Genomic DNA, 24660 nt, shown 5'->3' with positions numbered 1-24660 from the left:
CCTTCGCCAACTGCCGTGACAATGCCGGAAGATTCCATGCCCGGTGAAAAAGGAAAGGGGGGCTTAAACTGATATTTGCCGGCAATCATCAGGGTGTCGGGAAAGTTGAGGCCAACGGAATGCACCTCGATCTTGACCATCCCCTTTTTCACTTCCGGTTCCGGCACATCCTCCATCACCAGAATATCCGGATCCCCAAATTCCTTGCAAACAAGAGCTTTCATGATTTCTTCCTAAATGTCGTTTTTGTTGTTATTGCGATGCAGAAACTTACCCTCCAACAAAAGCCGAGGTCAATCACCGAGATTTCTTCAGCTGTCCAGTTCGGCCTTGATCTCGCCGACGGTTATGTCATTTCGGTTGCGAAGGATTGGACGGACAAAGGGATCAATTGCCCGGTGGATAGTATCATCAAGAACCCCAAGTTCATCGAGGATTGCGCCGAGCGCAACCTCCACTGCGCGTGTTGTGCCGTCAACCGCCTTTATCGCGATACCAATGCCCGCCTCGGGAAGCGCCGCGAGATAAACACCTTCCGCCCCGACCTTGACGATAACCTTGCCATTCGCCGCGCCATTGATTGCCGTGCAGAGCCTGTCGGACCCGGCAATCATTTCCGGATATTTCGAGATGGCCTTTTGTAATCGCGCGCAGGCCTTTGCCCGGTCCGTACTGAGCTTGGACGGATCGGCAAACCGCGCAAACGCTAATGCGGCATGCTCAAGCGGGATACCAATCGTCGGGATCGAGCATCCATCTATCCCGACCGGCGCATTGGAGAGATCAAGATCAGTGAACTCCTCCAGAATGGTGACGATGCGCTGCTGCACCGGGTGTTCGCGCCTGATGTAGCCATTGGTTTTTTCTTTCAAATGAACGGCGGTGCAAAGAAAACCGGAATGCTTTCCCGAACAATTGTTGTGCGCGGCCGTTGGCTCCTGCCCCGCTGCGGCGAGCGCGCGCGCCGCCGGGTCATAGGTCGGCCAGTGGCTACCGCATTCAAGATCCTCTATTCCAAGCCCAAGACGGTCGAGCCATGCGGTGACGGCCTCCACGTGAATAGGCTCCCCTGTATGGGATGCGCAGGCGAGCGACAGTTCCTTTTCGCTCACATTGAACGCGTCCGCCGCACCGCTTTCAATGAGCGGCAAGGCCTGCAGGGGCTTGATGGCAGAGCGCAGATACACCGGGCTATCAACATTTCCCCAGCTTCGCACCATCTTGCCTGCCGAATCGGATACTGCGGCAAGAACCAGATGACGGCTTTCCACCATGGGTCCGCGCGTGACTGACACAGTAAAAGGAAGGCTTGCAGAATTATCGGAGGAATGGTTAATCATATTCTGGACCTAAGCGGATATGGAATTCGGGGCGTTTTATCAGAAATCGGGTCAGGAGAGTAGACAATTATGGCAGTTTCCCGGGGTTATTTTGGGATCGGGGTTGAAGGGATCAGCAAGCCGATGAATGCGGGCAACCTTTTCCGCACGGCCCACGCCTTCGGCGCGAGCTTTGTCTTTACCGTTGGTGCCGAGTATTCCGTTCGCAAGGCTCGCTCAGATACCTCCGTCGCGCCCAAAAACATCCCCTGGTACGACTATGAAAATCTGGACGAGATGCAGTTGCCCAAGGGTTGCAAGATAGTCGGGGTGGAACTATTGGATGAAGCGACAGAGCTGCCAAGCTTCTTTCACCCCATAAGCGCCGCCTATGTCCTGGGCCGTGAACGTGGCTCCCTCTCCCCGGCCATGCAGGAAAAATGCGACTACTTCATCAAAATTCCGACAAAATTCTGTCTGAATGTTGCAACCGCAGGGGCAATTGTTATGTATGACAGGATTGTCACTCACGGGCGATTTGCCCAAAGACCAACCGGCGAACTTGGCAAGCCGGAACCCCTAAAGGAGCATATCCAGGGGGCGCCGATAAAGCGGCGTGAAGCGGATTGATGATAGACAGTAAAACAGCAGGTTAAGTGGATGTTCCAGTATGAAGAAAATTTGAAGACGCCGGGGGTGGAAAAATCGGCGTCAGACCGCTATTCTTTATCTATGTATAGATTATCGGCTAGCTTGTTTTTGATCCTTTCCCTTCTTCTGTCCCTGCCGGGATTAGCCACGGCGCAGCAGGCGGACCCCCGAGCACTTGGTACTTTTACCGATTGGCTTGCCTATAGCTGGGTCGAGAATGACAATAAAGTCTGCTACATGCTCTCGCGACCGCTCAAGTCAACACCACAAGGCGTTAATCGCGGCGATATCTATGTTATGGTTGCCTACCGGCCAAGCTCCAAATCCAAGGAGGAGGTCAGCCATGTCTCCGGTTATCCCTACAAGGATAAATCAACGGTAGAGGCCCTTATCGGCGGACAGAAATTTTTATTGGCGACAAATGGTGAGGTCGCCTGGGTTCCCGAAGGCGGAAGCGACACCAAATTTATTGGAGCGATGCGCGGCGGATCGAAGATGATCATCAAGGGGACCTCCACGCGCGGGACACTGACGGTCGATACATACTCCCTGCAAGGATTTACTGCCGCCTACAAGCAGATTAGAAAAAGCTGTACTTGATCGGCCGGACAAGAGTATAAGCCGCTTTTGATAGATTAAAGTGGAAGCCATGGATCATTTGATTCCCGATGTTGACGCCGTTGACCGGCAACCGGAACTGCTTGCTATCCGCAAGAGCCTGATCGGGCTCGACCGGAGTGAAATAGCGGCTGCGCTGGTAGAGACCGGGATCGATGAGAAAGCCGCCCGGATGCGGGCGCGTCAGCTATTCCACTGGCTTTACTACCGCGGCGCCAGCAAGTTTGAGGATATGTCCTCCATCTCAAAAGAGATGCGCGGCTGGCTGCCCGAAAAATTCACGGCGGAACGTCCGGAAATCACTTCCCTTCAGGAATCGACCGATGGCACGCGCAAGTGGCTGGTGAAATTCCCCGATGGTCAGGAAGTGGAATCGGTTCATATCCCCGAAGAGGATCGCGGCGCGCTTTGCGTCTCCAGCCAGGTCGGCTGCACCCTCACCTGCAGTTTCTGCCATACGGGCACCATGAAGCTTGTGCGGAACCTGACGGCGGGCGAGATCATCTCCCAAATGCTCGTCGCGCGCGACACGATTAACGAGTGGCCGAGCCCGAAGGGTGAGCGGATGATCTCCAACATCGTCATGATGGGTATGGGCGAGCCGCTTCTAAACTACGATAACGTCGCCAAGGCGCTGAAAATTATCATGGATGGTGAAGGCATTTCGCTGTCCAAGCGGCGGATCACCCTCTCAACGTCCGGTGTTGTTCCGAAAATCCGGCAATGCGGTGAGGAACTTGGCGTCAATCTCGCCATCTCACTGCATGCGGTTAACAACGACGTGCGCGACATACTGGTGCCGATCAACAAGCGCTACCCGATCAAGGAGCTGTTGCAGGCCTGCAAGGAATATCCTGGCAGCAACAATGCGCGCCGGATCACTTTCGAATATGTCATGTTGGATGGCATTAATGACAGCCCGGCTGACGCACGGGAGCTTGTCCGATTGCTGAAAGATATCCCGGCAAAAGTCAACTTGATCCCGTTCAACCCATGGCCCGGCACGCAATATCAATGTTCCAGCAACAACGCGATGCATCGCTTTGCGAAGATCGTCAATGATGCCGGCTATTCTTCCCCTATTCGCGTGCCGCGCGGTCGAGATATCATGGCGGCCTGCGGTCAGCTTAAATCCGCAAGCAAGAAAGCCCCGGCGTCCGTGCGTCACAAAGAGAACGCAGCAAGCGCCAGCTTATAATTCAAGCTGCATGGTAATGCTGGTGGGACGGTCGTAGCCTTTATGGGCTGTTGTGCCAGTCTGGCGAAAGCCGCAACGGCGGAAGAAATCATGCACCTCGGTAAGTTCAACACGCGACTGGAGTTCAATCAGCTTTTTTCCTTCGGCACGACACAGATCAATCGCAGCATTTACAAGCGCAAGACCAATACCTGATTGCTGTGCCTTTGGGTTAACCGCAAGCTTGCCGAGATATATTTTCTCGCCCATATCTTTCAGAAAACAACATCCAATCAACTTGCCTTCCTCTCGCGCCAAAAGAAGCGTTTCTTCCGCCGCTTTTTGAACAACAGTCTCCTCATTCAGATGGCCCAGAGAGGAGGGTGGATCGATCCGGGTCTCCATATATGCAAAAGCATCAAACAGAAGCGTGAGCAGCGCCTGCCATTCATGGAACCCTTCTTCCTTTACCGCAACTGTTATCATTGAACTTCCCTGACCATGTTTCGCAAGAACGATATTTCATCTTTTTGCCCCTGCCGTAAAGCGCTTGTGGAAGAGGTAGGCGCACATGCCGATAATAAGTCCCCAGAACGGCGCCCCGATGGAAAGGAGAGTCATGCCTGATGCCGTGACGGCGAAGGTCAGGATTGCCGCATCGCGCTCCGCCTCTACTTTAAGGGCCGCATCTAGGCTATTGGCGATCGTAGACAACAGGGCGAGCCCGGCAATCGCCATGACAAGCGCCGCCGGAAAGGCGATAAAAAGAGCCGTAATGGTCGCGCCAAAAAGCCCGGCGAGACCATAAAAGAAAGACGCCCAGAGGACAGCCGGATACCGCTTCGCCGGATCGGGATGCACATCCGGACTCATACAAAGGGCCGCTGTGATGGCGGCAAGGTTGAAGGCATAGCCCCCGAAGGGCGCCAGCACAACGCCTGTCAGCCCCGACCACCCGATCAACGGGGACGCAGGCACGTCATAGCCATGCGCGCGAAGGGCCGCGATCCCCGGCACATTCTGGGAGGCCATAGTTACGATAAAAAGCGGGATACCAACACCAATCAGCGTGGGGAGGTCAAAGCTCGGCATCACAAAAACCGGCCATGTAAGCGTAAAATCAGCCTCAATCTCGGAAATCTGCCCGCCCAGCAATGCAATCACAATTCCCGTCAAGACTGTTAGGGGGATAACATAGCGCGGCAGGAACTGCTTGGCCGCGAGGAAGACAATCACCATCGCACCGACCATCAGTACATCCGCCTCCAGCGCGACAAAAGCATCAAGACCGAAGCGCAGTAATATTGCCGCCAGCAAGGCCGACGCGAGCGATTGCGGTACGAATGCCATGATTTTCTGAAAAAGGCCCGTTACGCCACAGAGAGTAAGAAGGACAGAGCTGAAGATAAAAGCACCAATCGCATCCCCCATTGGTATGCCGGGCAGACTTGTCGCAAGGAGCGCTGCCCCAGGCGTTGACCAGGCGATCAGGATAGGCTGGCGATAAAATAGGGTCAGGCCAATGCTGCTCACCCCCATCCCGACGCCAACCGCCCAGAGCCAGGAGCTGATCTGGTCCGGTGTGGCACCTGCCGCATTCGCGGCCTGAAAGACAATCGCCCCCGCCCCGGCATAGCCGACCAGAACAGCGACAAACCCTGCGGAAATATAGCTCGGGGAGAAGAAGCGAAGCATTTTGATCTATACCATTCAGCAATATATACGTTATAACGCACAAGTGGCGGTAATCTAGCAGATGTGCGTTATAACGCTCAAGCAAAAAATGGACTCATATGCAAGATCTGAAGGATCATCTTTCCATAACCCTGAGGCAGCTCCGCAAAGATCGCGGTTGGAGCCTGGATGCCGCCGCGACGGCAACTAGTGTAAGCAAGGCCATGCTGGGCCAGATTGAACGGGGCGAATCAAGCCCGACAACGGCTGTCCTCTGGAAGCTGGCAACGGGGTTTAAAGTGTCCGTCTCCTCCCTTATGGAACCGTTACCCGAAATCGCGGCGGACACGGTCATCCGGGACGCCAATGATATCCGCAACATTCCCGGCGATAAAGGCATGGCCGTCGCGCCACTTTTCCCGTTTGAGCCACGCTTCGGCTTTGACCTGATGGAACTGACATTTATGCCGGGTTATGAGCGTCTTTCGGAGCCGCATGAAGCGGGCGTTATCGAGCATATCACCGTCATGTCCGGGAAGATGGAGGTCCTGACTGACGACATCTGGCATCCACTTGAAATAGGGCAAACAATCCGCTTTCGCGGCGATCGCCCTCATGGCTATCGAAACCGGGGCGATGAAAAGGCCGTTACCTTGTCCGTCATCCATTATCCGCATCGCACCTGAAATATGCGGAAATCTGCCCCTTGCGAAACCCCCGCTTTTCCCCTAGTTTGCGCGCTGCAAATTTGCCTGAATAACAGATTCCCGATTGAGGTCACCCGTTATGTCCCAAGAAATCAAAAAAGTCGTTCTCGCCTATTCCGGCGGTCTTGATACCTCCGTCATTTTAAAATGGCTGCAGACTGAATATAACTGCGAAGTCGTTACCTTCACGGCTGATCTTGGCCAGGGGGAAGAACTGGAACCGGCCCGCGCCAAAGCAGAGATGCTGGGCATCAAGGAAATCTATATCGACGATCTTCGCGAAGAATTTGTCCGTGACTTTGTTTTCCCGATGTTCCGCGCCAATGCCGTCTATGAAGGGCAATACCTTCTTGGTACCTCCATCGCACGGCCGCTGATTTCAAAACGTCAAATCGAGATTGCGAAAGAGGTCGGCGCCGATGCCGTCGCCCATGGCGCAACCGGTAAAGGGAATGACCAGGTTCGTTTCGAGCTTGGCTACTATGCGCTTAACCCGGATATCAAGGTGATTTCCCCCTGGCGGAAATGGGACCTCAACTCCCGCACCAAGCTGATTGAATTCGCCGAGAAGAACCAGATCCCGATCCCGAAGGACAAACGCGGCGAAGCGCCGTTCTCGGTTGATGCGAACCTCCTCCATATCTCGGCGGAAGGCAAGGCGCTGGAAGATCCGTGGGAAGAAGCCAGGGAGTATGTTTATTCACGAACCGTCGCGCCGGAAGATGCGCCGGATATCCCGACCTATATCGAGGTTGAGTATGAAAAAGGCGACCCGGTCGCCGTTAATGGCAAGCGGTTGAGCCCGGCCGACCTGCTGACCGCGCTCAACAAGCTCGCCGGTGACAATGGTGTTGGGCGGCTCGATCTCGTGGAAGGCCGGTTTGTCGGCATGAAGTCACGCGGCATTTATGAAACTCCGGGCGGTACCATCATGCTGGAGGCGCATCGCGGGATTGAGCAGATCACCCTCGATCGCGGAGCCATGCATCTGAAAGACGACATCATGCCGCGCTATGCGGAATTGATTTATAACGGCCTCTGGTTCTCCCCGGAGCGGGAAATGCTGCAGGCCCTGATCGACAAAAGCCAGGAAAAAGTCACCGGTACCGTTCGGCTCAAACTCTTCAAGGGCCGCGTGAGCGTTGTCGGGCGCAAAAGCCCCTACTCCCTCTATTCGATGGAGCATGTAACGTTCGAAGAAGACACGGTTTATGACCAGCGCGACGCCGAAGGCTTTATCAAGCTGAACGCCCTTCGTCTGCGACTTCTGCATCGGCAGAAAGGCTAAAACTCTTAATGAAGGCGATGATCCGGCCCCGGATCATCGTCATCACCCTCGAAATCAGGGACTTCCTCCACATAGGGGACATAGCGGTCCTTGATAAAGAGCACGGCGGCAAACGCCCCTCCAGCAATCGCCCCAACCGCCATAATTTGCGGCATTGACGGGGCCCATGGCAGTGTCCAGCCAATATCGAATGCGCTTAAGGTGAACAGGACACCGGCCATCGGCAGCGCGATAAAGAGAATGCTGAAGACAATTCCCACCAACGCGCCAACGGCGATGAATTTAAAAAAACGTCCGAGAAGCGGGCGGGAATATCGCACAGGAAGAAATTACACCTTTGGTTCGGGAACACCTGCCTGACGGCAGGCGGCCGTTATCGTGTTGGCCAGCAGGCAGGCAATCGTCATCGGACCAACGCCGCCCGGAACCGGGGTAATCGCCCCCGCCACTTCTACAGCCTCGGAAAAGCAGACATCGCCAACAAGCCGGGTTTTACCGTCTTCCTTCGGGATACGGTTGATGCCAACATCGATCACTGTGGCACCGGGTTTCACCCAATCGCCCCGGATCATTTCTGGACGGCCCACCGCCGCAACCAGAATATCCGCCCCCCGGCAGACCTCTGGCAAGTCACGCGTACGGGAATGCGCTATCGTCACCGTGCAATTCTCAGATAGAAGCAAACTCGCCATCGGTTTGCCGACAATGTTCGACCGGCCAACAATAACGGCATGCAGGCCGGAAAGATCGCCGAGCGTATCTTTCAGCATCATAAGGCAGCCAAGCGGCGTGCAGGGAACCATTGCGGGAAGGCCAACCGCCTGTCGGCCGGTATTAATAACGTGAAAGCCATCGACATCCTTCATCGGATCAATGGCGTCGAGAACGGCCATTTCATCAACCTGCTTGGGCAAGGGCAATTGCACGAGAATACCGTGAATTGTAGGGTCCGCATTGAGCCGATGCACAATCTCCAGTACGTCTTCTTGGCTTGCGGTCATCTCCAGGCGGATTTCTTTGGATTTCATACCGGCCTCAGTTGTGGCCTTACCCTTGTTACGGACGTAGACTTGGCTTGCCGGATCTTCCCCGACCAATACAACCGCCAGTCCCGGCATTAAACCATGTGTTTCCTTAAGGGCAGCAACCTGCTTGCCCGCCTTTTCCCGGACACGGGCCGCGAAGGCCTTGCCATCGATAATTGTTGCCGTCATTCCATCATCCCCTTGCCGGTAGCCCGTCCGATCAGATTTGTTCAAGCCAGGTTTTTAACTTATTTTCCATCTCTGATGGCTCGCCCTTGACCAACAATGTCTTATTTCGATCAAGTGTGCCTGAAACGATCTCAAAATTTCCGCGTGCGGACTTTATTGATTTCGACAGAAATTTGACCAGAGCGTCATTCGCTTTCCCTTTTTCCGCAATCGCCGTCACTTTAACCTTAAGTCTTGAACGCCCTTCACCATCTCTAAAAATACCGTCAATCCGGTTTTGTGCGGCGTTGGGCGTGAGACGGATATCAAGCAACACACCGTTATCACATCGTCGAAGCGGCAAGATCACATCATCATCGGTGCATATTCAAACAGGAGATTGCGAAGGAAAATCAGCAGCAAGATCAGCACAACCGGCGAGACATCGAGGCCGCCCATGGTCGGAATGATCTTCCTGATCGGACGAAGCGGCGGCTCTGTGATCCTGTACAGGAAATTACCCACCGTCGAGACAAACTGATTGTTCGTATTGACGACATTAAACGCAACGAGCCAACTCAAAATCGCATTTGCAATCAAAAGCCAGATGAAAATACTGATAATCGTGCTAATCAGATAGAGTAAGGATGTCATGTATATACCTGCTCAATTTTATCCACCCTACATTTAGGCGCTGCGCCCGCAAAACGCAACTATTCTGCAGCCTTCTTATAGCAAATGTGGGTTTTCTGTTTCAGGGATGCAGGGCCGATGTTGTTGCCTGATTGACAACCTCGGTCAGGACAGCCTGCACAAAATCAGCCTGGGTCATGCCATCGCCATTTGATCCCATGTTACTCATCTTGATATCCGGCAAGGTCAGCGAGATTTTCGTCGATAGTGGATAGATTTTCCCGGTCAGCTTCGCCCCGGTAATCGTCAGGCTATCCACCCGGAGCTTCTTGTCATCATCGGATTTATCAGCTGTCACGGCATAGGCCGCCGCCGCCGCCAGAATGATTGCGAGATTGGAGCTTGTAGCGCTGGTTTCGAGATCGATCGCCGGATTGGTGATATCAATCGACCTGATATGCAGCCGCCCCCAGAGAAGGCTCCAGGGTACGATCTTCACCTCGGCCTTGTCGACAACAAAACTCGTCGGTGACGAGCCGATACCGGAATTTGGAACGGAGAGCCCCGAGATTGCACCTCGCCCGGTGAAGATATTCACAGAAAATTCGTCAAGCGTCACTTTTTCGTCGGTCGCTACACTGCCAACCACCGTAATGGCGTTTTGTCCGGTCGCATCAACATGTTTTTGTGCCTCCCGCACGCCGACAACAGCGGCGGCGACAATAACAACAAAAAGGCCGCCCTGAACAAGAATGGATGCGAGCTTCATAAGATTATCTCCGGTTCCTGATGGAAGACATGCAAGAACCGAATATAATCTATGATTGTATTAATTCAACATAATTAACACATATAAAGTGCAGTTACATATGCCGCTATGCCTATTTAAATTCCGGCTCGTCCCACCAGGGATAGAAATCGGGCATATCCGTTGAGGGTCGCATGGAGAATTTTGCCGGTCGCTTCTCAAGGAAGGACGTAATTCCTTCGGCAACATCCGGGCTTTTCCCCATCACCTGAATACCCCGGCTATCAACCTTATGGGCTTCCATCGGATGATCCGCGCCCATCATGCGCCACATCATCTGACGGCAGAGCGCGATCGAGACAGGCGCGGAATCAGCAATAAGCTCCTTCGCAAGGCTGCGGGCGGCCGGGAGCAGTTCATCATGCGGATAAACCTCCTTCACGAGCCCTCCCGCTTTCGCCTCATCCGCCGGGAAGATACGCCCTGAATAAACCCATTCAGCGGCCTGCGAAATACCGACAAGGCGCGGCAGGAACCAACTGCTGCAAGCCTCCATCACAATGCCCCGGCGCGAGAAGACAAATCCGATGCGAGCCTTTTCGGAGGCAAGACGGATATCCATCGGCAAGGTCATGGTTGCCCCGATACCAACCGCAGGACCGTTGATGGCACCGATGATCGGCTTCTTCGATTGGTACATCCGCAAAGTCACCTGACCGCCGCCATCGCGATGGACCTCGCCCTCATTCACCTCGCCGCGCGCCTTATAATCGAAGGTCTCCGTCCCTTTTCCAAGATCGGCGCCCGCGCAGAATGCCCGCCCCGCACCGGTAACAATGATAATCCGGACATCGTCATCATTATCCGCCTTTTCGAATGCGTCGACCAACTCATTGCGCATAATCTTGGTAAAGGCATTCAGGTTATCCGGGCGATTAAGCGTAATCGTCAGAATCTGATCTTCGACATCATAAAGGATATGCTCATAGGACACGGGTTTTCCTCCGGTTTATATGTTTTTATTGCGCCTGCATTGTCCTGCCATGACAAAGCAACCTAGAGTACCTATGTTAACAAGGATCGGCTCTTAAACGCCAGTGAATTTTCGAAGGAAAATTGATATGCCTCAGGACTTGAACCAGAGAATAATCGGGTATCACGCCCATATCTATTATCGCCCAGACACAAAATCCGCCGCCGCCGAGGTTCGCGAGCAGTTGGACGAACTGTTTGACGTAGCCTTGGGGCGCTGGCATGACAGGCCGGTCGGGCCCCATCCGATTTCCATGTACCAAGTGGCGTTCTCAACGGAAGAATTCAGAAGAATTGTTCCCTGGCTTATGCTCAACCGCCAAGGCCTCGATATCCTTGTCCATCCGGAGACCGGTCGTGATCTTGAAGATCATCGCGATCATGCGCTTTGGCTTGGCGAAAAGTTGAAACTTAATCTCGGAATGTTTGAAGCGGCCTGAATTGCCTAGTTATTGTCTTTGTTTTGATAGGCCATATTGCAATGCTTCAGGCAATAAGGCTTGCTCGGCACCGCTTCATCACCGCAAAAATGGAAATTATCCTCCCCTGGATGACCGATGGGCCACTGGCAGGCGCGATGCGCCGGAATGACTTTCTTTTTGGGCTTTGTCGCGGCAGGCGTTGATTTGGACGACAAGCCAAGGCGGTTTGCTTTACCGATAACGGCATTGCGGGTGACGTCCCCCAGTTCTTCGGCAATTTCAGCGGCTGTCTTGCCTGAGCCCCATAGCTTTTTAAGCTTCTCAATACGTTCTTCAGTCCAACTCATTCCACGCTCTTTTGTTGCCGTTGCCCTAATTGTCGGCGGATCACAATCGCACATAAGTCACGCCGCCGCCAAAGCCTCACTGATATATCCCTGACAGCGCAGAGAGTCTATAATAATTCCGCCTTGAACTATTCCTGTGCGTAGGAGATACGCCACACCGTCTGACTGACAGCGTCAGCAACAAGCAGCGATCCATCGGCTGCCACGGCGAGGCCGACAGGCCGGCCCCAGACTTTCGCGGCACCGGGATCTTCCATTTCGATACGAAAGCCGGTTGCAAAATTCTGATAGGAACCGGTGGGACGACCATTTTCAAAAGGCACCCGGACTATTTTATAGCCCGTCGGTACAGATGCATTCCACGAACCCTGAAACGCAACGAACGCCTCGTTTTTATACTCTTCGGGGAACTGCTCCCCTTGATAGAATACAAGACCGAGAGGGGCGGAGTGCGATTGGAACAAGACGTCCGGCAAGATCGATTTCGCCACCATCTCCGGTGCCCTGTCCGCATAATCCGGATCAGGATACTGACCGGAATAGGCATAGGGCCATCCGTAAAACCCATCTTTCTTTACTTCGGTAAGGAAATCCGGCACCAAGCCATCGCCATAGCCATCACGTTCATTCACCACCGTATACAGCGCGCCGGTCACGGGGTTAAAATCCATACCGACAGGGTTTCGAAGGCCTGTCGCCACCGTTTCCATGCGATTATCATCAAGATAGAGTTTTTGGATACTCGCCCGTGGTAACGGCTCAACTCCGATGTTCGACGCGCTTCCAACAGAAATATAGAGGGCGTTATTCTTCTCGTCATGGAGCAGAATACGCGTCCAATGCCCGTGTCCATCACCGAGGGAACCGGGTTCGGTGACGTCCTCTATCGGACCGCTAACGTCAAGATCACCGACTTTGAAGGGAATACGGCGCACCTGTGTTTCCTCGCCGATATAGAGCCAATCACCAATGATCGCCATGCCATGCGGCGTTTCCAGATCATCGACCAGTGTTTTCTCGATTTCCGCCCGGCCATCGCCATCCGCATCACGCAGGATGGTAATCTTGCCGCCGCGTGGTTCCGCCAGCAGGACATCCCCGTTACCCAGGGTCTTGAGCCACCGGGCATGAGTCAAACCTCGGCGGAAAGGGTTCACCTTGAAACCGGGCGGCAGATTGAGTTCACCCTTCTTATTTGAGCTTACCCGCCGCGGGCTGAGCGCCTCAACCGGTGTTGCGTAAGGCTTGGGAAGGTCTTCAGCACGGATGGTGATCGTCGCCCCGACCTCATCCGTATCCTGCGCAAACACCATAGGAACAGGCGTTGCAATAACGAAAAGCCCTATCAGGATTGTCAGATATCCAAGCGTTGCCATTTTACTAGTCATATCCCCTCGCTGGTAATCAATTACCAATCATTTTCTGATAATTACTGGATATGGTCTTGTATCGACCTAAAGGAAAGCTAAACTAAGGCGCCGGCCGGTTTTTCATTTAAGTCAGGGTACTGCATTAAATATGTCGCAAAAAGTTCTTCTCGTTATGCATCAGGCTACCTCCGACCCGGGCCGCGTCGGTGAAGCCATCCGTACCCGCGGATTTGAGCTCGATATGCGCATTCCCGCAATCGGCCATCCGCTCCCAAAGTCAATGGGCGACCATGCCGCCGCTGTTATTTTCGGCGGCCCGATGAGCGCTAATGACGATCATGAGGAATTCATCCGCGAAGAAATCAAACTGATCGATGTTCTGCTCAAAAGCGAAACCCCATATCTCGGGATTTGCCTCGGGGCGCAGATAATGGCGCGGGCGCTGGGTGCCCGGGTCGCAGAACATGAAAAAGGCCTGCGAGAGGTCGGTTATTATCAGCTAACCCCGACAGATAACGGAGATCCTCTCTTTAAAAAGCCGATGATGGCGTATCAATGGCATCGGGAAGGATTTGAGGTGCCGGATGAGGCCACCTTGCTCGCCAGCGGTGATTTCTTTCCAAACCAGGCCTTTCAGGTTGGCAAGAAAGCCTTTGGCATTCAGTTCCACCCGGAAGTGACCGAAGCCATGAACCGCCGATGGGCAACAAAGGCAGCGCATATGCTGAGTGATCCCGGCGCGCAGTCAAAAGAGCTACAGCTTGAGGGTCGACGTAAATATGACGCCGACCTGCGTATCTGGCTCGATCAATTTCTGGATCATTGGCTGCCGCCGCTTGCGCAGCGGCAAGCCGCATGTGGCAGTTAAATTACACGCTTGGACCGTAAATCTGCCACCTCATCAGCCGAATACCCAAGGCTTTGCATGATTTCGTCCGTATGTTCCCCCAAAGTCGGCGCCCGGCTTTTAAGCTTTGTATCGGTTTTCGACATCTTGATCGGGAGTTCGGTAACAGGGATTTTCTTGTCAAAACCCGGATATTCAACTTCCGTCAGCAGACCCATGGCCGCAAGATGCGGATCGTCCAGTACATCCTGCGGGGACATGACAGGGCCGCAAGGAAGACGCACCTTATCCATCTCGGCGATTGCTTCTTTCGTGGTTCTCTCCGCGCACCATTTCGCCATACGTTCCGAGATGATTTCGTTATTGTCACCACGGCTCTGGTCCGTCTTGAACCGCGGATCACTGAGCCAGTGATCTTCCCCGATCAGCTTTGTCCAACGTTCGAACAGCGGCCAACCAAGTGATTGCACCAAGACCCAGCCGTCCTTAGTCTTGAATGTGTCCCCCGGTCCGGCGCCTTGCGCGCGGTTTGCCGTTCCAACTCGGTTTAGTTGCAGCATCGCCTGTTCCATCAGAGTCACACTGGAAATAAGCACGGAAGAACCGAAGAGGGACGTATTGATGACCTGCCCTTCGCCGGTCATATCGCGGTGTCGGAGCGCGGCCATCGTCCCGATTGCACCCATGAGGGCCGTCGTAAAATCGACATAGGGACCATATAATTTCCGTGGTTCATCCTCACTGCCAGACATATACATCGCACCCGACATCGCCTGACCGAGACCATCAAACCCGACGCGGTTTTTGTACGGGCCTTCGTCTCCAAAGGCCGATCCATGCGTCAGGATAATGTCTTCCTTGACGGCTTTCAGGCTTTCATAATCAAGCCCCATGGCCTCAAGTGTTTCAATCGGCAGATTGGCAACAACCACATCGGCGGTCTTCACCAGTCGTTTGACCACCTCACGCCCTTCGGGCTTCATCGGATTGAGGGTAATGCCCTTTTTATTCTGCGCCATCTGCATAAAAAGGCCGCCGTCGCCCGTCTGCTCTTCCGTAAGGGGCGTTACATAGCGGTCTTCACTGCCCGCCAGTTTCTCGATCCGGATGACTTCGGCACCGAAGTCCGATAGGACCGTCGCGCAATATGGGCCCGCGATATAGCGGCCGAAATCCAGCACCCGAATTCCCGATAAAATATTTGACATATTACTCCTTCCTGAACGTTTTTGTTATTTTTACACAGGTGTATTGCCCACGATTTTGTAGGCAAGAGTGCACTTAATTGCCACATTTGGCAATTCTTTTAAAAGTGAAATATCGGCACTCACTCTGTGACTAAATATCAATCTGCCAATATTTTACGCGGCATGGGTTCCACGAACCGGATAGTCATTCTCGCGGATAAATTTTACACCCCGAAGAATTGCCCCAAGTTCCGGCCGGGCAAATGGAGCGTTTGAAATATCGATAATCTGAATAACGTTATCTGGTCGGATAACAAAAAGTCCCGGCTCCGGGAACGGCTGATCCGTCTCCTTGGGAGAGCGTGGATCGGAAATATAGAGCCCCAGCTCCACCATTTGCTCTATAGACAAATCATAGCCAACCGGAAAGCTCAGCCCATTCTCATCGGTGACAGCAGCGGCCTTCTCATGCCCATCCCCGGAGATTGCAACAACGTCCATGCCGGCGCCCTCGAACTCTCCTTTAAGGCTTTCAAGCTGCGTTAAATAACGCATGCATATTGGGCAATGTTTTCCACGATAGATGATAACAAGTCGCCAATTATCAGCCGTTGCTGTGTCAGTTCCGATGGCTAACGTGCCGCCCGAAACGAGAGGGACTTCAATTTTCGGAAATACCTGCCCTGCCGTAAGTTTACTGCTTGTCATTTTATCTATTCCTTTGCGGAGTTATGCTTCAGTCTTTCAACCATTATGGAACATTCATTCCAATAACCTAGAAACTCATTGAGAGGAAAACAAGAGGCGATTGCGCAGACCGTATTTCCGCAAATTTATGTCGTTCCATGGATTGAATTAAATGCGTTCTTCCCTAGAATAGCCCAAATTCACGGCCCCTTCCTTTACAAGCACAGGTTTTAATTAAAGATGGCCCCGTCACTTAGCGAATTCCGCAAGGAACTCTCCAGCCTCACGACGATAAACCAAGCCGCCTCTGATGCCGCGGTTGCCCGCGATGCCGTACTCACAAAACCGGCCGGCTCACTTGGAGAGCTCGAAGCTCTCGCAATTTGGCTTTCCGGCTGGCAGAGCAAGCATCCCCCAAGCTGCGACAAGCCCCAGGTTGTTATTTTTGCAGGAAATCACGGGGTCTGCGATCAGGGTATTTCTGCCTTCCCGCAAGAAGTGACGGTTCAAATGGTCGCGAACTTTGAGAATGGCGGCGCGGCGATCAATCAACTTGCCCTCGCTTTTGGCGCAAGTTTTTCAGTCAAGGCACTGGAGCTCGACAACCCGACGGCTGATTTCACGAGCGCTCCTGCCATGAGCGAGGCAGAGTGCGCCGCGGCGCTTGCCGCAGGCTGGAGCTCGGTTGACAATGACACGGACATTCTCGTCGTCGGAGAGATGGGAATCGGCAATACCACCGTGGCAGCCGCCCTCTCCGCCGCTCTTCTTGGCGGCACCGGCGCAGAATGGGCAGGACCTGGAACCGGCGTTTCCGAAGAAGGCGTGCAACGAAAAGCGGCGGTCATCGATGCCGGGCTTGCGCGGCACCGCGACATTCTTGATGATCCACTCAAGATATTGCAGTGCCTTGGCGGGCGTGAAATCGCCGCCATGGTCGGCGCAATCCTGTCCGCCCGGCAAAAGCATATCCCTGTCCTCCTTGATGGATTTGTCGCGACGGCCGCCGCTACCGTGCTTTTTAAAGCAAACGCCAAAACGCTCGATCATTGCGTCGCCGGACATGTTTCGGCTGAGCCCGGCCACAAGAAACTGCTCAAGGCTATCAATAAGGTGCCCCTTCTTTCGCTTGGCATGCGTCTTGGTGAGGGATCAGGCGCGGCCCTTGCCCTTGCGATCATCAAGGGCGCCGTCGCAACCCATAACGGTATGGCGAGCTTTGCTGATGCAGGGGTAAGCGAGGAAAAAGCCGACTAGTTCCTCGCAAATCAGAGGCGGTTCAAGTCATTTACAAAATTTACCCGCCAACTTGTTTCCTCTGCGCTTTGAAATGAGGTCAGATGGGTGAGGGAGAGGGGATCTATCACGAGGGAGAGCATCTTTTCAGGTGCCATGCCTAGCGCCAGCCCCACCATCGCACGTATGACCCCTGCATGGGTAACGAGTATGAGATTTTGCGCCTCCATCGACTGCGAGAGAATCTCAAGCTCTCCCTGCACCCGATCCAGAAGACCCTGAAAATTCTCGCCCCCATCCGGTTTGCAGACCACCGGATCATTAAAGAAAGCGCGATAGCTCTCTGCGTCTGCAACCTCAATTTCCTGGTAGGTTTTTCCTTCCCACCGGCCAAAGTTCTGCTCCCGAAGCGAGGCGCGTTCGATGAGAGGGGGATCAACATCTTGCTGCCGTTGGAGAATATGCCGCGCAGTATCCCGGCATCGCGCCAGATCACTGGTGACAACGGCTCCCTCCTTGGGAAGGAAATGCGCCAAATCATCTAGCCTGCCCGTATCCGAAAAACCGGCGTCCAGATCGAGATGCCCGTATATCATACCGGCAGCCTCTACTGGCGCGTGGCGCACCAGCCACCATTCCCGCGCCACATAGTCCCCAGTCATATCATCGGACAGTCGATCAGACGCGGCGCTTTTATTCGACAACTAATTTCGTGAGCTGCCAGATCGAACGACCATAATATTTTTCCTGGGCGAGTTCCTTGTCCGTATCATAGGGATAGATGATCCAAAAAGGCGCATAGACCCCTTCTTCCAGCCATTCCCCGTCCATCTTATAGGCGATGATAACCTCAAAATCCTCCGCGTCGGAGATGGGAATTTCGACCGTATAACCGTCAGTCGCCGTGGCTTTGAGAACGGTGCCGTCGGCTTCGACCTTGTCCAGGATATCCCGCAAGAGAACGCCGCGAAAACGTGTCTTTCCCGTCGTCCAAGGGCTGCTTGTGATAACTTCGATCGGTGTCGAAGCCGCCATATCGCCCGGGCTAAAATATATTGCGCCATGAATGGAGGTGATATTGCCTGTAATCATCAGTTGCTGATCATCCGCACGGGATAATGAGGCACCGAAGACAAGCATCGCGGTCATCACAACCAAAAAAAGAAAATTTCTGTAACTGAATGACCTGTCACTCTTTGCAAAAGAATCTGCCAATGCTTCACTCCCAATCAATTTTGATCGCCCGCGTTCACCGCAGCCGTCTATAAAACCTGTTTCAAACCCGCCTCCCGATCATTCAAGCCTGATAATGATGGAGGTGACGGTAATAATCGTATATGTACCCGATACTAAAGATTACGTTCAAAGGTTTTTTTATGAAGCGGACTTTATTTGTCGCCTCTAATCGGCTCGGGGATGCCGTCCTGACGACGGGCGTGCTTCATTACCTCCTGGAGACGGAACCGGATATACCCGTCACAGTCATCTGCGGCAATATTCCCAAAAGCATCTTTGAATCCATTCCGGGTGTTGAGCGCGTCATCGGCATACAGAAGCGCCGATTTAGCCTGCATTGGCCGGAAGTCGCACTGAAGCTTGGTCCTGTGTTCTGGCACCGCATCGTCGATTTTCGAGGCTCCCTGCTCGGGTTTCTTCCCGGTCGTCACCGGCATATCTGGCGGGGCGGTCAGGACGATATCCACAAAGCCGTTGCCAATGCGAGGCTGATCGGCCTCGATACGCCCTTACCGCCGAGAATTGAGCCAAGCGAAGCTGAACTCAAGGCGACGCATAAATGGCTGGGCCCAAATGAAGCACGAGGGCCGATACTGGCTCTCGCTCCAACCGCCAATTTTTATCAGAAGCAGTGGCACTTTGAAAATTATCTCAGGCTCGCGAAAGAACTGACGGCTGAGGGCAGCATTCTTGAAGGTGCGCGTGTCGCCGTTTTTGGTGCCCCGGGAGAAGAGGCTCAGGCCCTGCCGGTCGTAGAGGCCCTCCCCGATAATCAGGTTATCGATCTGGTTGGCAAGACCACCCCGATGGAGGCTGCGGCTGTTTTGTCACAATGCGCGCTGTTTGTCGGCAATGATTCCGGCCTGATGCATACGGCAGTGGCCGTGCAAATTCCAACCGTGGCCCTTTTTGGTATTGGAAAACCCGCCGTATATGGGCCCTGGGGCGATAAATCCCTTTGCCTTAAAAGCACCCCGCCGGGCACACCGATTATCCGGCCCGAGGGAACCGCAATCGAAGGAAAGGATGAACCGCTTCCCTTCCAATATGTGCGGGATGAAGTCGAAAAATTCTACCGCCGGATCAGTAAAGAGACCCCGCTATCAGGTTAGGGCTTGACCTCGCGGAAGGGCGTAACGCCACCGTCAAATGAAAACTGATGATTATAGAGGTCCGCATAAACCCCGTCTTGCTTTAACAGTTGATCATGGGTCCCGCTTTCCACAACTTCCCCTTCGACCACGACATTTATCGTATCCGCATCGAGAATAGTCGAGAGACGGTGCGCAATCACCAGTGATGTTCGCCCTTTCATCAGATGTTTAAGCGCCCTCTGGATTTTACGCTCGGATTCAGTATCAAGGGCAGAGGTTGCCTCGTCCAGCAGCAGGATCGGCGCATCTTTCAGCATGGCGCGCGCGATGGAAATACGCTGCTTCTGGCCACCGGAAAGACGCACGCCATGACTGCCCACCAGCGTGTCATATCCCTTCGGTAGTGCTGAGACGAAATCATGCACAGCCGCAGCCTTCGCTGCCTCGACGATCTCATCGTCCGTCGCATCATCCCGTCCATACGCAATATTCGCCTTTATCGTATCGTCAAACAGAAATACATCCTGGCTGACCAGCGCAATTTTCTGGCGAAGCGACGCCATGGTAACATCACGGACATTTTGCCCGTCAACCAGAATATCGCCGTCATTTACATCATAAAATCGCGGGATCAGGTTCAAGATGGTTGACTTCCCCCCCCCCGAAGGACCGACCAGAGCGACCCTTTTGCCAGCCTCCAGTTTCAGCGAAATATCCTTCAGGACTATTTCGTCGGTCTGATAGGCGAATTTGACGTGATGGAACTCTACATCGCCGCGATGGAATTCAAGCGGGGCTGCCGTTGGGCTATCCACAACCTTGTGATCGATATCCAACAACGCAAAGATCCGCTGCGCCGCCGCAAGACCGGTCTGCATCCGCGGGAAAAGCTTCGCCACGCTTTTGATAGGTTGATAGGCAAGCATGATCGCCGTGATAAAGGCGAAAAATGTACCCGGCGTTGTTTGCCCTTCAATAACATTGCTCGCGCCGTAAAAAATCACCCCGGCAATCAGCAAGCCTGCCAAAGTCTCAACAATCGGTCCGCTTGACGCCTCAATTCTCAACGCCTTGAATTGCATCTTGAAGCGATCATCAATCACCTCATCGCCCTGTTGTACCGCTTGGTTCTCCCGGTCATAGGCCTTGACGACGCGAATTCCCTGAAAATTCTCTTCCAGGAAAGAGCTGAAATCCGCGGTCTGCTCAAGCACCTTGTTGGATGCCTTGCGGGAGCGTTTGCCGAGTTGACGGATTGCCAGCGCCCCGGGAGGCAAGGCTATCAGGATAAACAGAGCCATTTTCCAGTCGTAATAAAACAGCGACGCGATCAGGAATATAGCCGTCAGACTATCCTTGGTCATGACCACCAAAGTCTGGGTAGCGACCGTTTTCAAGTGATTCGTGTCAAAAACGAACCGGGAAATCAGATGGCCGGAGGCATTTTCATGAAACCAGGCTAGATCAGCAAACACGAGTTTTTTAAACAGGTTTTTCTGGATATCAGAAACAATTCGTGTGCCAACCCAATCCATGACGATCGTTTGCCCATATGTCGCGAACCCTCGGGCGGCGAAGATACCGACCACAGCGAGGGTGGTGTAAACAACGAACTCTGGATTTTTATCGAAGAACACCTCATCAACAATCGGCTTCATGACAAAAGCGGTCGCCGTGGCCGTCAATGCGCTCACGATCATAAAGAAAACGGCAAGAAATAATCGGCCTTTATAATGCGAGACATAGTCCCGCAACAATCGACCATACAGGACCACGGTCGCGGACTTATTCGGCATTTCGGGTGTTGATTTGCTCAATCTGTTATCCGGCCTTACCTTGTCAAAACTGGCACACAGGTACCACAGGCCCCTTTTTCTGAATAGCTAAAACACCGTTTTTGCGCCCTCGTACACCTTATACACGACCGAGATACAACAGTATTGGAGCGACCGCCACCAATCCAGACCAAAGCATCCATTTTGTCAAGATTGTTGTTGCGAATGATTGGCATTTTTATTATTAGTTGTTATTGCGAATGAAAATCAAACTTAGCACCTGAAAGAACATTTCCATGTTAAATTACCGTTCGGGGTCAACGGGACTCCTGTTGGCGCTTACCGCCGCTTTTCCGTTATCATTTTCCGCCCAATCCGCATCCGCCGAGGAAGCGAGTTTTCCGCAGATAACCGGAGAGCTTTCCATCGAGATTGAAGATGACTGGACATACCAGTCAGATGATCCCGCTGCTGAGATTAACGATCTGTACCCAACGGTCATTCTTGGCACGACTGTCGCCTTTACCGAAGTGTTCTCTCTTAATTTCGAAGCCACACTGGAACCTGTCGAAGATGCCACAAGCGATCGGGCGTTCGAAGATTTGGGGGGATATCTGAATATTATTACGGCCAATTACGATGGCGAGACCGTTTCTGCCTATGCCGGTAAATTCACCCCGAACTTCGGCATCGCCTGGGATATCGCACCGGGTATTTTCGGGACCAATCTGAACGAAGACTATGAGATGGCGGAGATGATTGGCTTCGGCGGCGGGTTTCATTTCGAAGCCGCGGGTGTACATACGATATCAGCCAGCACTTTTTTCCAGGATACAAGTTTCTTAAGCAATTCCGTCGGCACAAAACGGGGGCCATTGCGCCTCTCAGACGGCGGCGCTGGCAATACGGAAGACTTCTCATCATTTGCAGTCGCGCTCGACGGTGAATTTCAACATTTGGCCGGATTTCGATATCATCTCGGTTTCTCCTCTCTTGGCGCGGGAGAAGATGGCAACGACCGGCAGCTTGGCTATGCCATTGGCGGCGAATACGCCTTTAACATCGGCGAAAACTTGACCATTTCTCCCATGGCTGAATATGTCTATTTCGATAATTACGGTGGCATGGGCGATGACACCGCGAAGTATTTCACCGGTGGCGTGGCGCTCAACTATGAAAACTGGGTGGCCTCGACCACCTACCAGCTGCGCGATACTGAAGTTGGCGGCGTCACAACGGATGATTATGTCGTTGACCTTACCGTGGGTTATGTCTTTGACATGGGTCTCGGCGTAGCGGCCGCTTGGCGCGGTGCCGAAGAAGACAACGTCGATTCAGAAGGTCTCGGCCTTCTCCTTTCATACGCAATTGAATTTTAATCATGAGGAACCCGATGAAAAAAATTAGCTTATATGCAGGCATTTCCTGCATCGCGCTGGCCCTTGCATCTGCGTCCTATGCATCGCAAACCGATCCAGTCCGGAACATCTCCAGCTATGCCCTCGATAAAGATGCCGCTGGCTACATTCCCGAATATGATGCCTATCCGGTCATCGCAAATTATGCCGCGCTGGTTGCGGAAAACTATAAACAGTCGCTGCTGGACGCAAAAGATTTGCAAACCGCCATCGGTACACTACTGGAAAACCCGTCCCAAGATACGCTGAACGCGGCGCGGAACGCTTGGCTCAATGCCCGTGCCAGCTACCTGCAGACGGAGGCATTCCGCTTTTATGAAGGCCCGATTGATTTCGTCGATGAAAAGACGGGTGAAGAAGGACCGGAAGGGCGGCTGAACGCCTGGCCCATGAATGAAGGCTTTATCGATTATGTCGACGGAAACCCGAAGGCCGGGATCATCAATGATACGTCTATCGAAATCACCGCCGCCTCCATTCGTGAGAATGATCAGGTGGAGGACGAAGCTGACGTCACGACAGGCTTTCACGCCATCGAATTCCTGCTCTGGGGACAGGACATGAACCCCACGACCGCTGGTAACCGCCCTTATACTGATTTCACAGTCAGCAAGGATAACAACGACAGGCGGCGGCTCTATCTTAAAACGATCACAGAGATGCTGGTTGCCGATCTGGAATGGCTGGTCGCTGCGTGGAACACCGCCGACCCAGACAGCTACGCTGCAACATTCAAGGCATATTCGGATCGCGAAGCCCTTGGCCGAATTCTGACCTCTCTCGCAACGCTGAGCGAGTTTGAACTGGCCCTTGAACGTATTGCAACTGGTCTGGACAGCGGCGATCAGGAGGACGAACAGTCCTGTTTCTCCGACAACACACTGAATGACGTCATTTTTGATCAGCGCGGCATACGGAATGTCTATTTCGGCAGCTATGGCAGTGTCAATGGTCCGGGTTTCAGCGATCTTATCGGTGATCTCGCCCCGGATCTTAACAACCGCATGATCACCGCCCTCAACCAGACGGATGCGGCGATTTCAGCGCTCAATTATCCTTTCGACTCGATTCTGGGGTCGGCACCGAAAAGTCAGGCCCGCGCGGAAGCCGAGGCCGTGATTACAGCCTTGCAAGCTCAGTCAGATGTCATTAAGGACATTGGCAAGCTTTTGGGGGTTAAGGTCATTGTACCAACCGGCGGTTAAAAGGAACTAGTGTTTAAATGATACGGACGCTTTGGATCACAGCAGCCCTGATACTAACGGTTATCCTATCAGCCACGATCGTTAAGGCTGGCTATGATACCAAAGCTCCGATATTAGATTCTCCGGGCGGGGAAACGACACAACCGACCCGGGGGAAAAACTCTTTCTCACTGCCGGCCGCGAATATAACCCGCGATCAGTTGCGGATTTTTTTCTTTGGCAACAAGCTCTTCAACACCAACTGGGTGATCGCGCCCGCATCGGTTAAAACACTCGATGGGCTCGGCCCTACCTTTAACCGGGTTTCCTGCTCAGGTTGCCATCTAAGAGACGGTCGCGGCCAACCACCGACGGAGAAGGGCGGCGAGTTTCTCTCCATGCTTGTCCGGCTCAGTGTCCCGGGAACGAATGAACATGGCGGTCCAAACCCTCATCCTGCCTATGGCGATCAGCTGAACGACCGGGCTATTCCTTCTATCCCCGCGGAGGGCAAGGTAACGATCGAAACCACCGAAGTCCCCGGCGAGTTTGCCGATGGCGCGCCCTATTCCCTTCTTCGGCCCGACTATCGTTTCACGGATCTCGCCTTTGGACCATTGGGATCGGATATCATGATTTCGCCCCGGGTGGCACCGGCGGTTATTGGCCTTGGGCTGCTAGAAGCAATTTCTGAAGAAGATTTACTAGCGCTTGCAGACCCGGATGACGCGGATGATGACGGTATTTCCGGTCGGCTCAACCATGTGTGGGACCAAGGTGAAAAAGAAATGCGCATCGGCCGGTTTGGATGGAAATC

The 24660-nt window shown here is 53.4% G+C and carries 29 protein-coding genes; 12 read left to right on the top strand and 17 right to left on the bottom strand.

The window, feature by feature from the left end; translation table 11 throughout:
* Both P1U71_RS01340 and P1U71_RS01335 read right to left on the bottom strand, forming a co-directional pair.
* Positions 1 to 224: alcohol dehydrogenase catalytic domain-containing protein (locus tag P1U71_RS01340; protein ID WP_301103745.1), on the bottom strand; the 224-nt coding region annotated here is incomplete at its 3' end.
* 87 nt (positions 225 to 311) lie between these two features.
* Entirely contained in the window at positions 312 to 1340 is a 1029-nt protein-coding gene (locus P1U71_RS01335; protein ID WP_301103744.1) for an asparaginase, read from the bottom strand.
* A 69-nt stretch (positions 1341 to 1409) separates the two neighbouring features.
* On the opposite strand from P1U71_RS01335, the gene P1U71_RS01330 reads away from it, so the two are divergent.
* The 3 genes from P1U71_RS01330 to rlmN all read left to right on the top strand — a co-directional run bounded on the left by P1U71_RS01330 (position 1410) and on the right by rlmN (position 3786).
* Positions 1410 to 1949 (top strand): RNA methyltransferase, encoded by a 540-nt coding sequence (locus P1U71_RS01330; RefSeq protein ID WP_301103743.1) that lies wholly within the window; start codon positions 1410 to 1412, stop codon positions 1947 to 1949.
* Between the two features lie 129 nt (positions 1950 to 2078).
* Positions 2079 to 2570: an invasion associated locus B family protein gene (locus tag P1U71_RS01325; RefSeq protein WP_301103742.1), complete on the top strand. Its 492-nt coding sequence runs from the start codon at positions 2079 to 2081 to the stop codon at positions 2568 to 2570.
* Between the two features lie 49 nt (positions 2571 to 2619).
* A complete protein-coding gene (rlmN, locus tag P1U71_RS01320; protein WP_301103741.1) occupies positions 2620 to 3786 on the top strand; it encodes a 23S rRNA (adenine(2503)-C(2))-methyltransferase RlmN in 1167 nt (388 codons plus the stop codon).
* Here the strand turns inward: rlmN and P1U71_RS01315 are convergent.
* On the bottom strand, positions 3781 to 4251 hold the full coding sequence (locus P1U71_RS01315) for a GNAT family N-acetyltransferase (protein ID WP_301103740.1): 471 nt from the start codon (positions 4249 to 4251) through the stop codon (positions 3781 to 3783). The genes rlmN and P1U71_RS01315 overlap by 6 nt on opposite strands.
* Positions 4252 to 4287: 36 nt before the next feature.
* On the bottom strand, positions 4288 to 5460 hold the full coding sequence (locus P1U71_RS01310) for a benzoate/H(+) symporter BenE family transporter (RefSeq protein WP_301103738.1): 1173 nt from the start codon (positions 5458 to 5460) through the stop codon (positions 4288 to 4290).
* A gap of 98 nt (positions 5461 to 5558) precedes the next feature.
* Here P1U71_RS01310 and P1U71_RS01305 point away from each other — a divergent pair, with 98 nt between their 5' ends.
* Together P1U71_RS01305 and P1U71_RS01300 are read left to right on the top strand one after the other, a co-directional pair.
* Positions 5559 to 6125, top strand: a complete 567-nt coding sequence (locus tag P1U71_RS01305; RefSeq protein ID WP_301103737.1) for a helix-turn-helix domain-containing protein — start codon at positions 5559 to 5561, stop codon at positions 6123 to 6125.
* A 100-nt stretch (positions 6126 to 6225) separates the two neighbouring features.
* Positions 6226 to 7434, top strand: coding sequence for an argininosuccinate synthase (locus P1U71_RS01300; RefSeq protein WP_301103736.1), 1209 nt, complete (start codon positions 6226 to 6228; stop codon positions 7432 to 7434).
* Positions 7435 to 7439: 5 nt separating this feature from the next.
* On the opposite strand, the gene P1U71_RS01295 is transcribed toward P1U71_RS01300, so the two are convergent.
* From P1U71_RS01295 to P1U71_RS01270, 6 genes are all read right to left on the bottom strand, one after another.
* Positions 7440 to 7754 (bottom strand): hypothetical protein, encoded by a 315-nt coding sequence (locus P1U71_RS01295; RefSeq protein ID WP_301103735.1) that lies wholly within the window; start codon positions 7752 to 7754, stop codon positions 7440 to 7442.
* A gap of 9 nt (positions 7755 to 7763) precedes the next feature.
* Positions 7764 to 8648 carry a bifunctional methylenetetrahydrofolate dehydrogenase/methenyltetrahydrofolate cyclohydrolase FolD gene (gene folD, locus P1U71_RS01290; protein WP_301103734.1) on the bottom strand — a complete coding sequence of 295 codons (885 nt, stop codon included), beginning with the start codon at positions 8646 to 8648 and terminating at the stop codon, positions 7764 to 7766.
* A 31-nt stretch (positions 8649 to 8679) separates the two neighbouring features.
* The gene (locus P1U71_RS01285; protein ID WP_301103733.1) at positions 8680 to 8964 is read right to left on the bottom strand and encodes a DUF167 family protein; all 285 of its coding nucleotides are present in this window, start codon (positions 8962 to 8964) and stop codon (positions 8680 to 8682) included.
* Between the two features lie 29 nt (positions 8965 to 8993).
* The gene (locus P1U71_RS01280; RefSeq protein ID WP_301103732.1) at positions 8994 to 9281 is read right to left on the bottom strand and encodes a YggT family protein; all 288 of its coding nucleotides are present in this window, start codon (positions 9279 to 9281) and stop codon (positions 8994 to 8996) included.
* A gap of 100 nt (positions 9282 to 9381) precedes the next feature.
* Entirely contained in the window at positions 9382 to 10029 is a 648-nt protein-coding gene (locus P1U71_RS01275) for a hypothetical protein (RefSeq protein WP_301103731.1), read from the bottom strand.
* Positions 10030 to 10141: 112 nt separating this feature from the next.
* Positions 10142 to 11002 (bottom strand): crotonase/enoyl-CoA hydratase family protein, encoded by an 861-nt coding sequence (locus P1U71_RS01270; protein WP_301103730.1) that lies wholly within the window; start codon positions 11000 to 11002, stop codon positions 10142 to 10144.
* A gap of 127 nt (positions 11003 to 11129) precedes the next feature.
* On the opposite strand from P1U71_RS01270, the gene P1U71_RS01265 reads away from it, so the two are divergent.
* Positions 11130 to 11480, top strand: coding sequence for a DOPA 4,5-dioxygenase family protein (locus tag P1U71_RS01265; RefSeq protein ID WP_301103729.1), 351 nt, complete (start codon positions 11130 to 11132; stop codon positions 11478 to 11480).
* A 5-nt stretch (positions 11481 to 11485) separates the two neighbouring features.
* On the opposite strand, the gene P1U71_RS01260 is transcribed toward P1U71_RS01265, so the two are convergent.
* Positions 11486 to 11809 carry a GcrA family cell cycle regulator gene (locus P1U71_RS01260; RefSeq protein WP_301103728.1) on the bottom strand — a complete coding sequence of 108 codons (324 nt, stop codon included), beginning with the start codon at positions 11807 to 11809 and terminating at the stop codon, positions 11486 to 11488.
* Positions 11810 to 11937: 128 nt separating this feature from the next.
* Positions 11938 to 13197, bottom strand: a complete 1260-nt coding sequence (locus tag P1U71_RS01255; RefSeq protein ID WP_301103727.1) for a PQQ-dependent sugar dehydrogenase — start codon at positions 13195 to 13197, stop codon at positions 11938 to 11940.
* 130 nt (positions 13198 to 13327) lie between these two features.
* Between P1U71_RS01255 and P1U71_RS01250 the strand changes: the two genes are divergently transcribed.
* Positions 13328 to 14047 (top strand): hypothetical protein, encoded by a 720-nt coding sequence (locus tag P1U71_RS01250; RefSeq protein WP_301103726.1) that lies wholly within the window; start codon positions 13328 to 13330, stop codon positions 14045 to 14047.
* Here the strand turns inward: P1U71_RS01250 and P1U71_RS01245 are convergent.
* Positions 14044 to 15234 (bottom strand): CaiB/BaiF CoA-transferase family protein, encoded by a 1191-nt coding sequence (locus tag P1U71_RS01245; protein WP_301103725.1) that lies wholly within the window; start codon positions 15232 to 15234, stop codon positions 14044 to 14046. The genes P1U71_RS01250 and P1U71_RS01245 overlap by 4 nt on opposite strands.
* 153 nt (positions 15235 to 15387) lie before the next feature.
* Positions 15388 to 15921 (bottom strand): peroxiredoxin-like family protein, encoded by a 534-nt coding sequence (locus tag P1U71_RS01240; RefSeq protein ID WP_301103724.1) that lies wholly within the window; start codon positions 15919 to 15921, stop codon positions 15388 to 15390.
* A 219-nt stretch (positions 15922 to 16140) separates the two neighbouring features.
* Here P1U71_RS01240 and cobT point away from each other — a divergent pair, with 219 nt between their 5' ends.
* Entirely contained in the window at positions 16141 to 17157 is a 1017-nt protein-coding gene (cobT, locus tag P1U71_RS01235) for a nicotinate-nucleotide--dimethylbenzimidazole phosphoribosyltransferase (RefSeq protein WP_301103723.1), read from the top strand.
* A gap of 11 nt (positions 17158 to 17168) precedes the next feature.
* Here cobT and P1U71_RS01230 read toward each other — a convergent pair whose 3' ends face one another.
* Together P1U71_RS01230 and P1U71_RS01225 are read right to left on the bottom strand one after the other, a co-directional pair.
* Positions 17169 to 17840, bottom strand: coding sequence for a histidine phosphatase family protein (locus P1U71_RS01230; RefSeq protein ID WP_301103722.1), 672 nt, complete (start codon positions 17838 to 17840; stop codon positions 17169 to 17171).
* Entirely contained in the window at positions 17830 to 18285 is a 456-nt protein-coding gene (locus tag P1U71_RS01225) for a molybdopterin-dependent oxidoreductase (RefSeq protein WP_301103746.1), read from the bottom strand. Before P1U71_RS01225 ends, P1U71_RS01230 begins: the two co-directional genes overlap by 11 nt.
* Positions 18286 to 18512: 227 nt before the next feature.
* Between P1U71_RS01225 and P1U71_RS01220 the strand changes: the two genes are divergently transcribed.
* Complete coding sequence (locus P1U71_RS01220) at positions 18513 to 19484, top strand: glycosyltransferase family 9 protein (protein WP_301103721.1); 972 nt, start codon at positions 18513 to 18515, stop codon at positions 19482 to 19484.
* Here P1U71_RS01220 and msbA read toward each other — a convergent pair.
* A complete protein-coding gene (gene msbA, locus P1U71_RS01215; RefSeq protein WP_301103720.1) occupies positions 19481 to 21283 on the bottom strand; it encodes a lipid A export permease/ATP-binding protein MsbA in 1803 nt (600 codons plus the stop codon). The two genes, P1U71_RS01220 and msbA, sit on opposite strands and share 4 nt — an antisense overlap.
* A gap of 254 nt (positions 21284 to 21537) precedes the next feature.
* Between msbA and P1U71_RS01210 the strand changes: the two genes are divergently transcribed.
* The 3 genes from P1U71_RS01210 to P1U71_RS01200 form a co-directional block, all read left to right on the top strand.
* A complete protein-coding gene (locus tag P1U71_RS01210; RefSeq protein WP_301103719.1) occupies positions 21538 to 22620 on the top strand; it encodes a hypothetical protein in 1083 nt (360 codons plus the stop codon).
* A 14-nt stretch (positions 22621 to 22634) separates the two neighbouring features.
* Positions 22635 to 23864 (top strand): imelysin family protein, encoded by a 1230-nt coding sequence (locus tag P1U71_RS01205; RefSeq protein WP_301103718.1) that lies wholly within the window; start codon positions 22635 to 22637, stop codon positions 23862 to 23864.
* A 17-nt stretch (positions 23865 to 23881) separates the two neighbouring features.
* A partial coding sequence (locus P1U71_RS01200; RefSeq protein ID WP_301103717.1) for a di-heme oxidoredictase family protein occupies positions 23882 to 24660 on the top strand: 779 nt, incomplete at its 3' end.

The organism is Sneathiella sp. (assembly GCF_029233945.1).
Taxonomy (GTDB): domain Bacteria; phylum Pseudomonadota; class Alphaproteobacteria; order Sneathiellales; family Sneathiellaceae; genus Sneathiella.
Note: the sequence above shows the minus strand (reverse complement) of the source record. Positions and strands in the feature narration are given on the sequence as shown.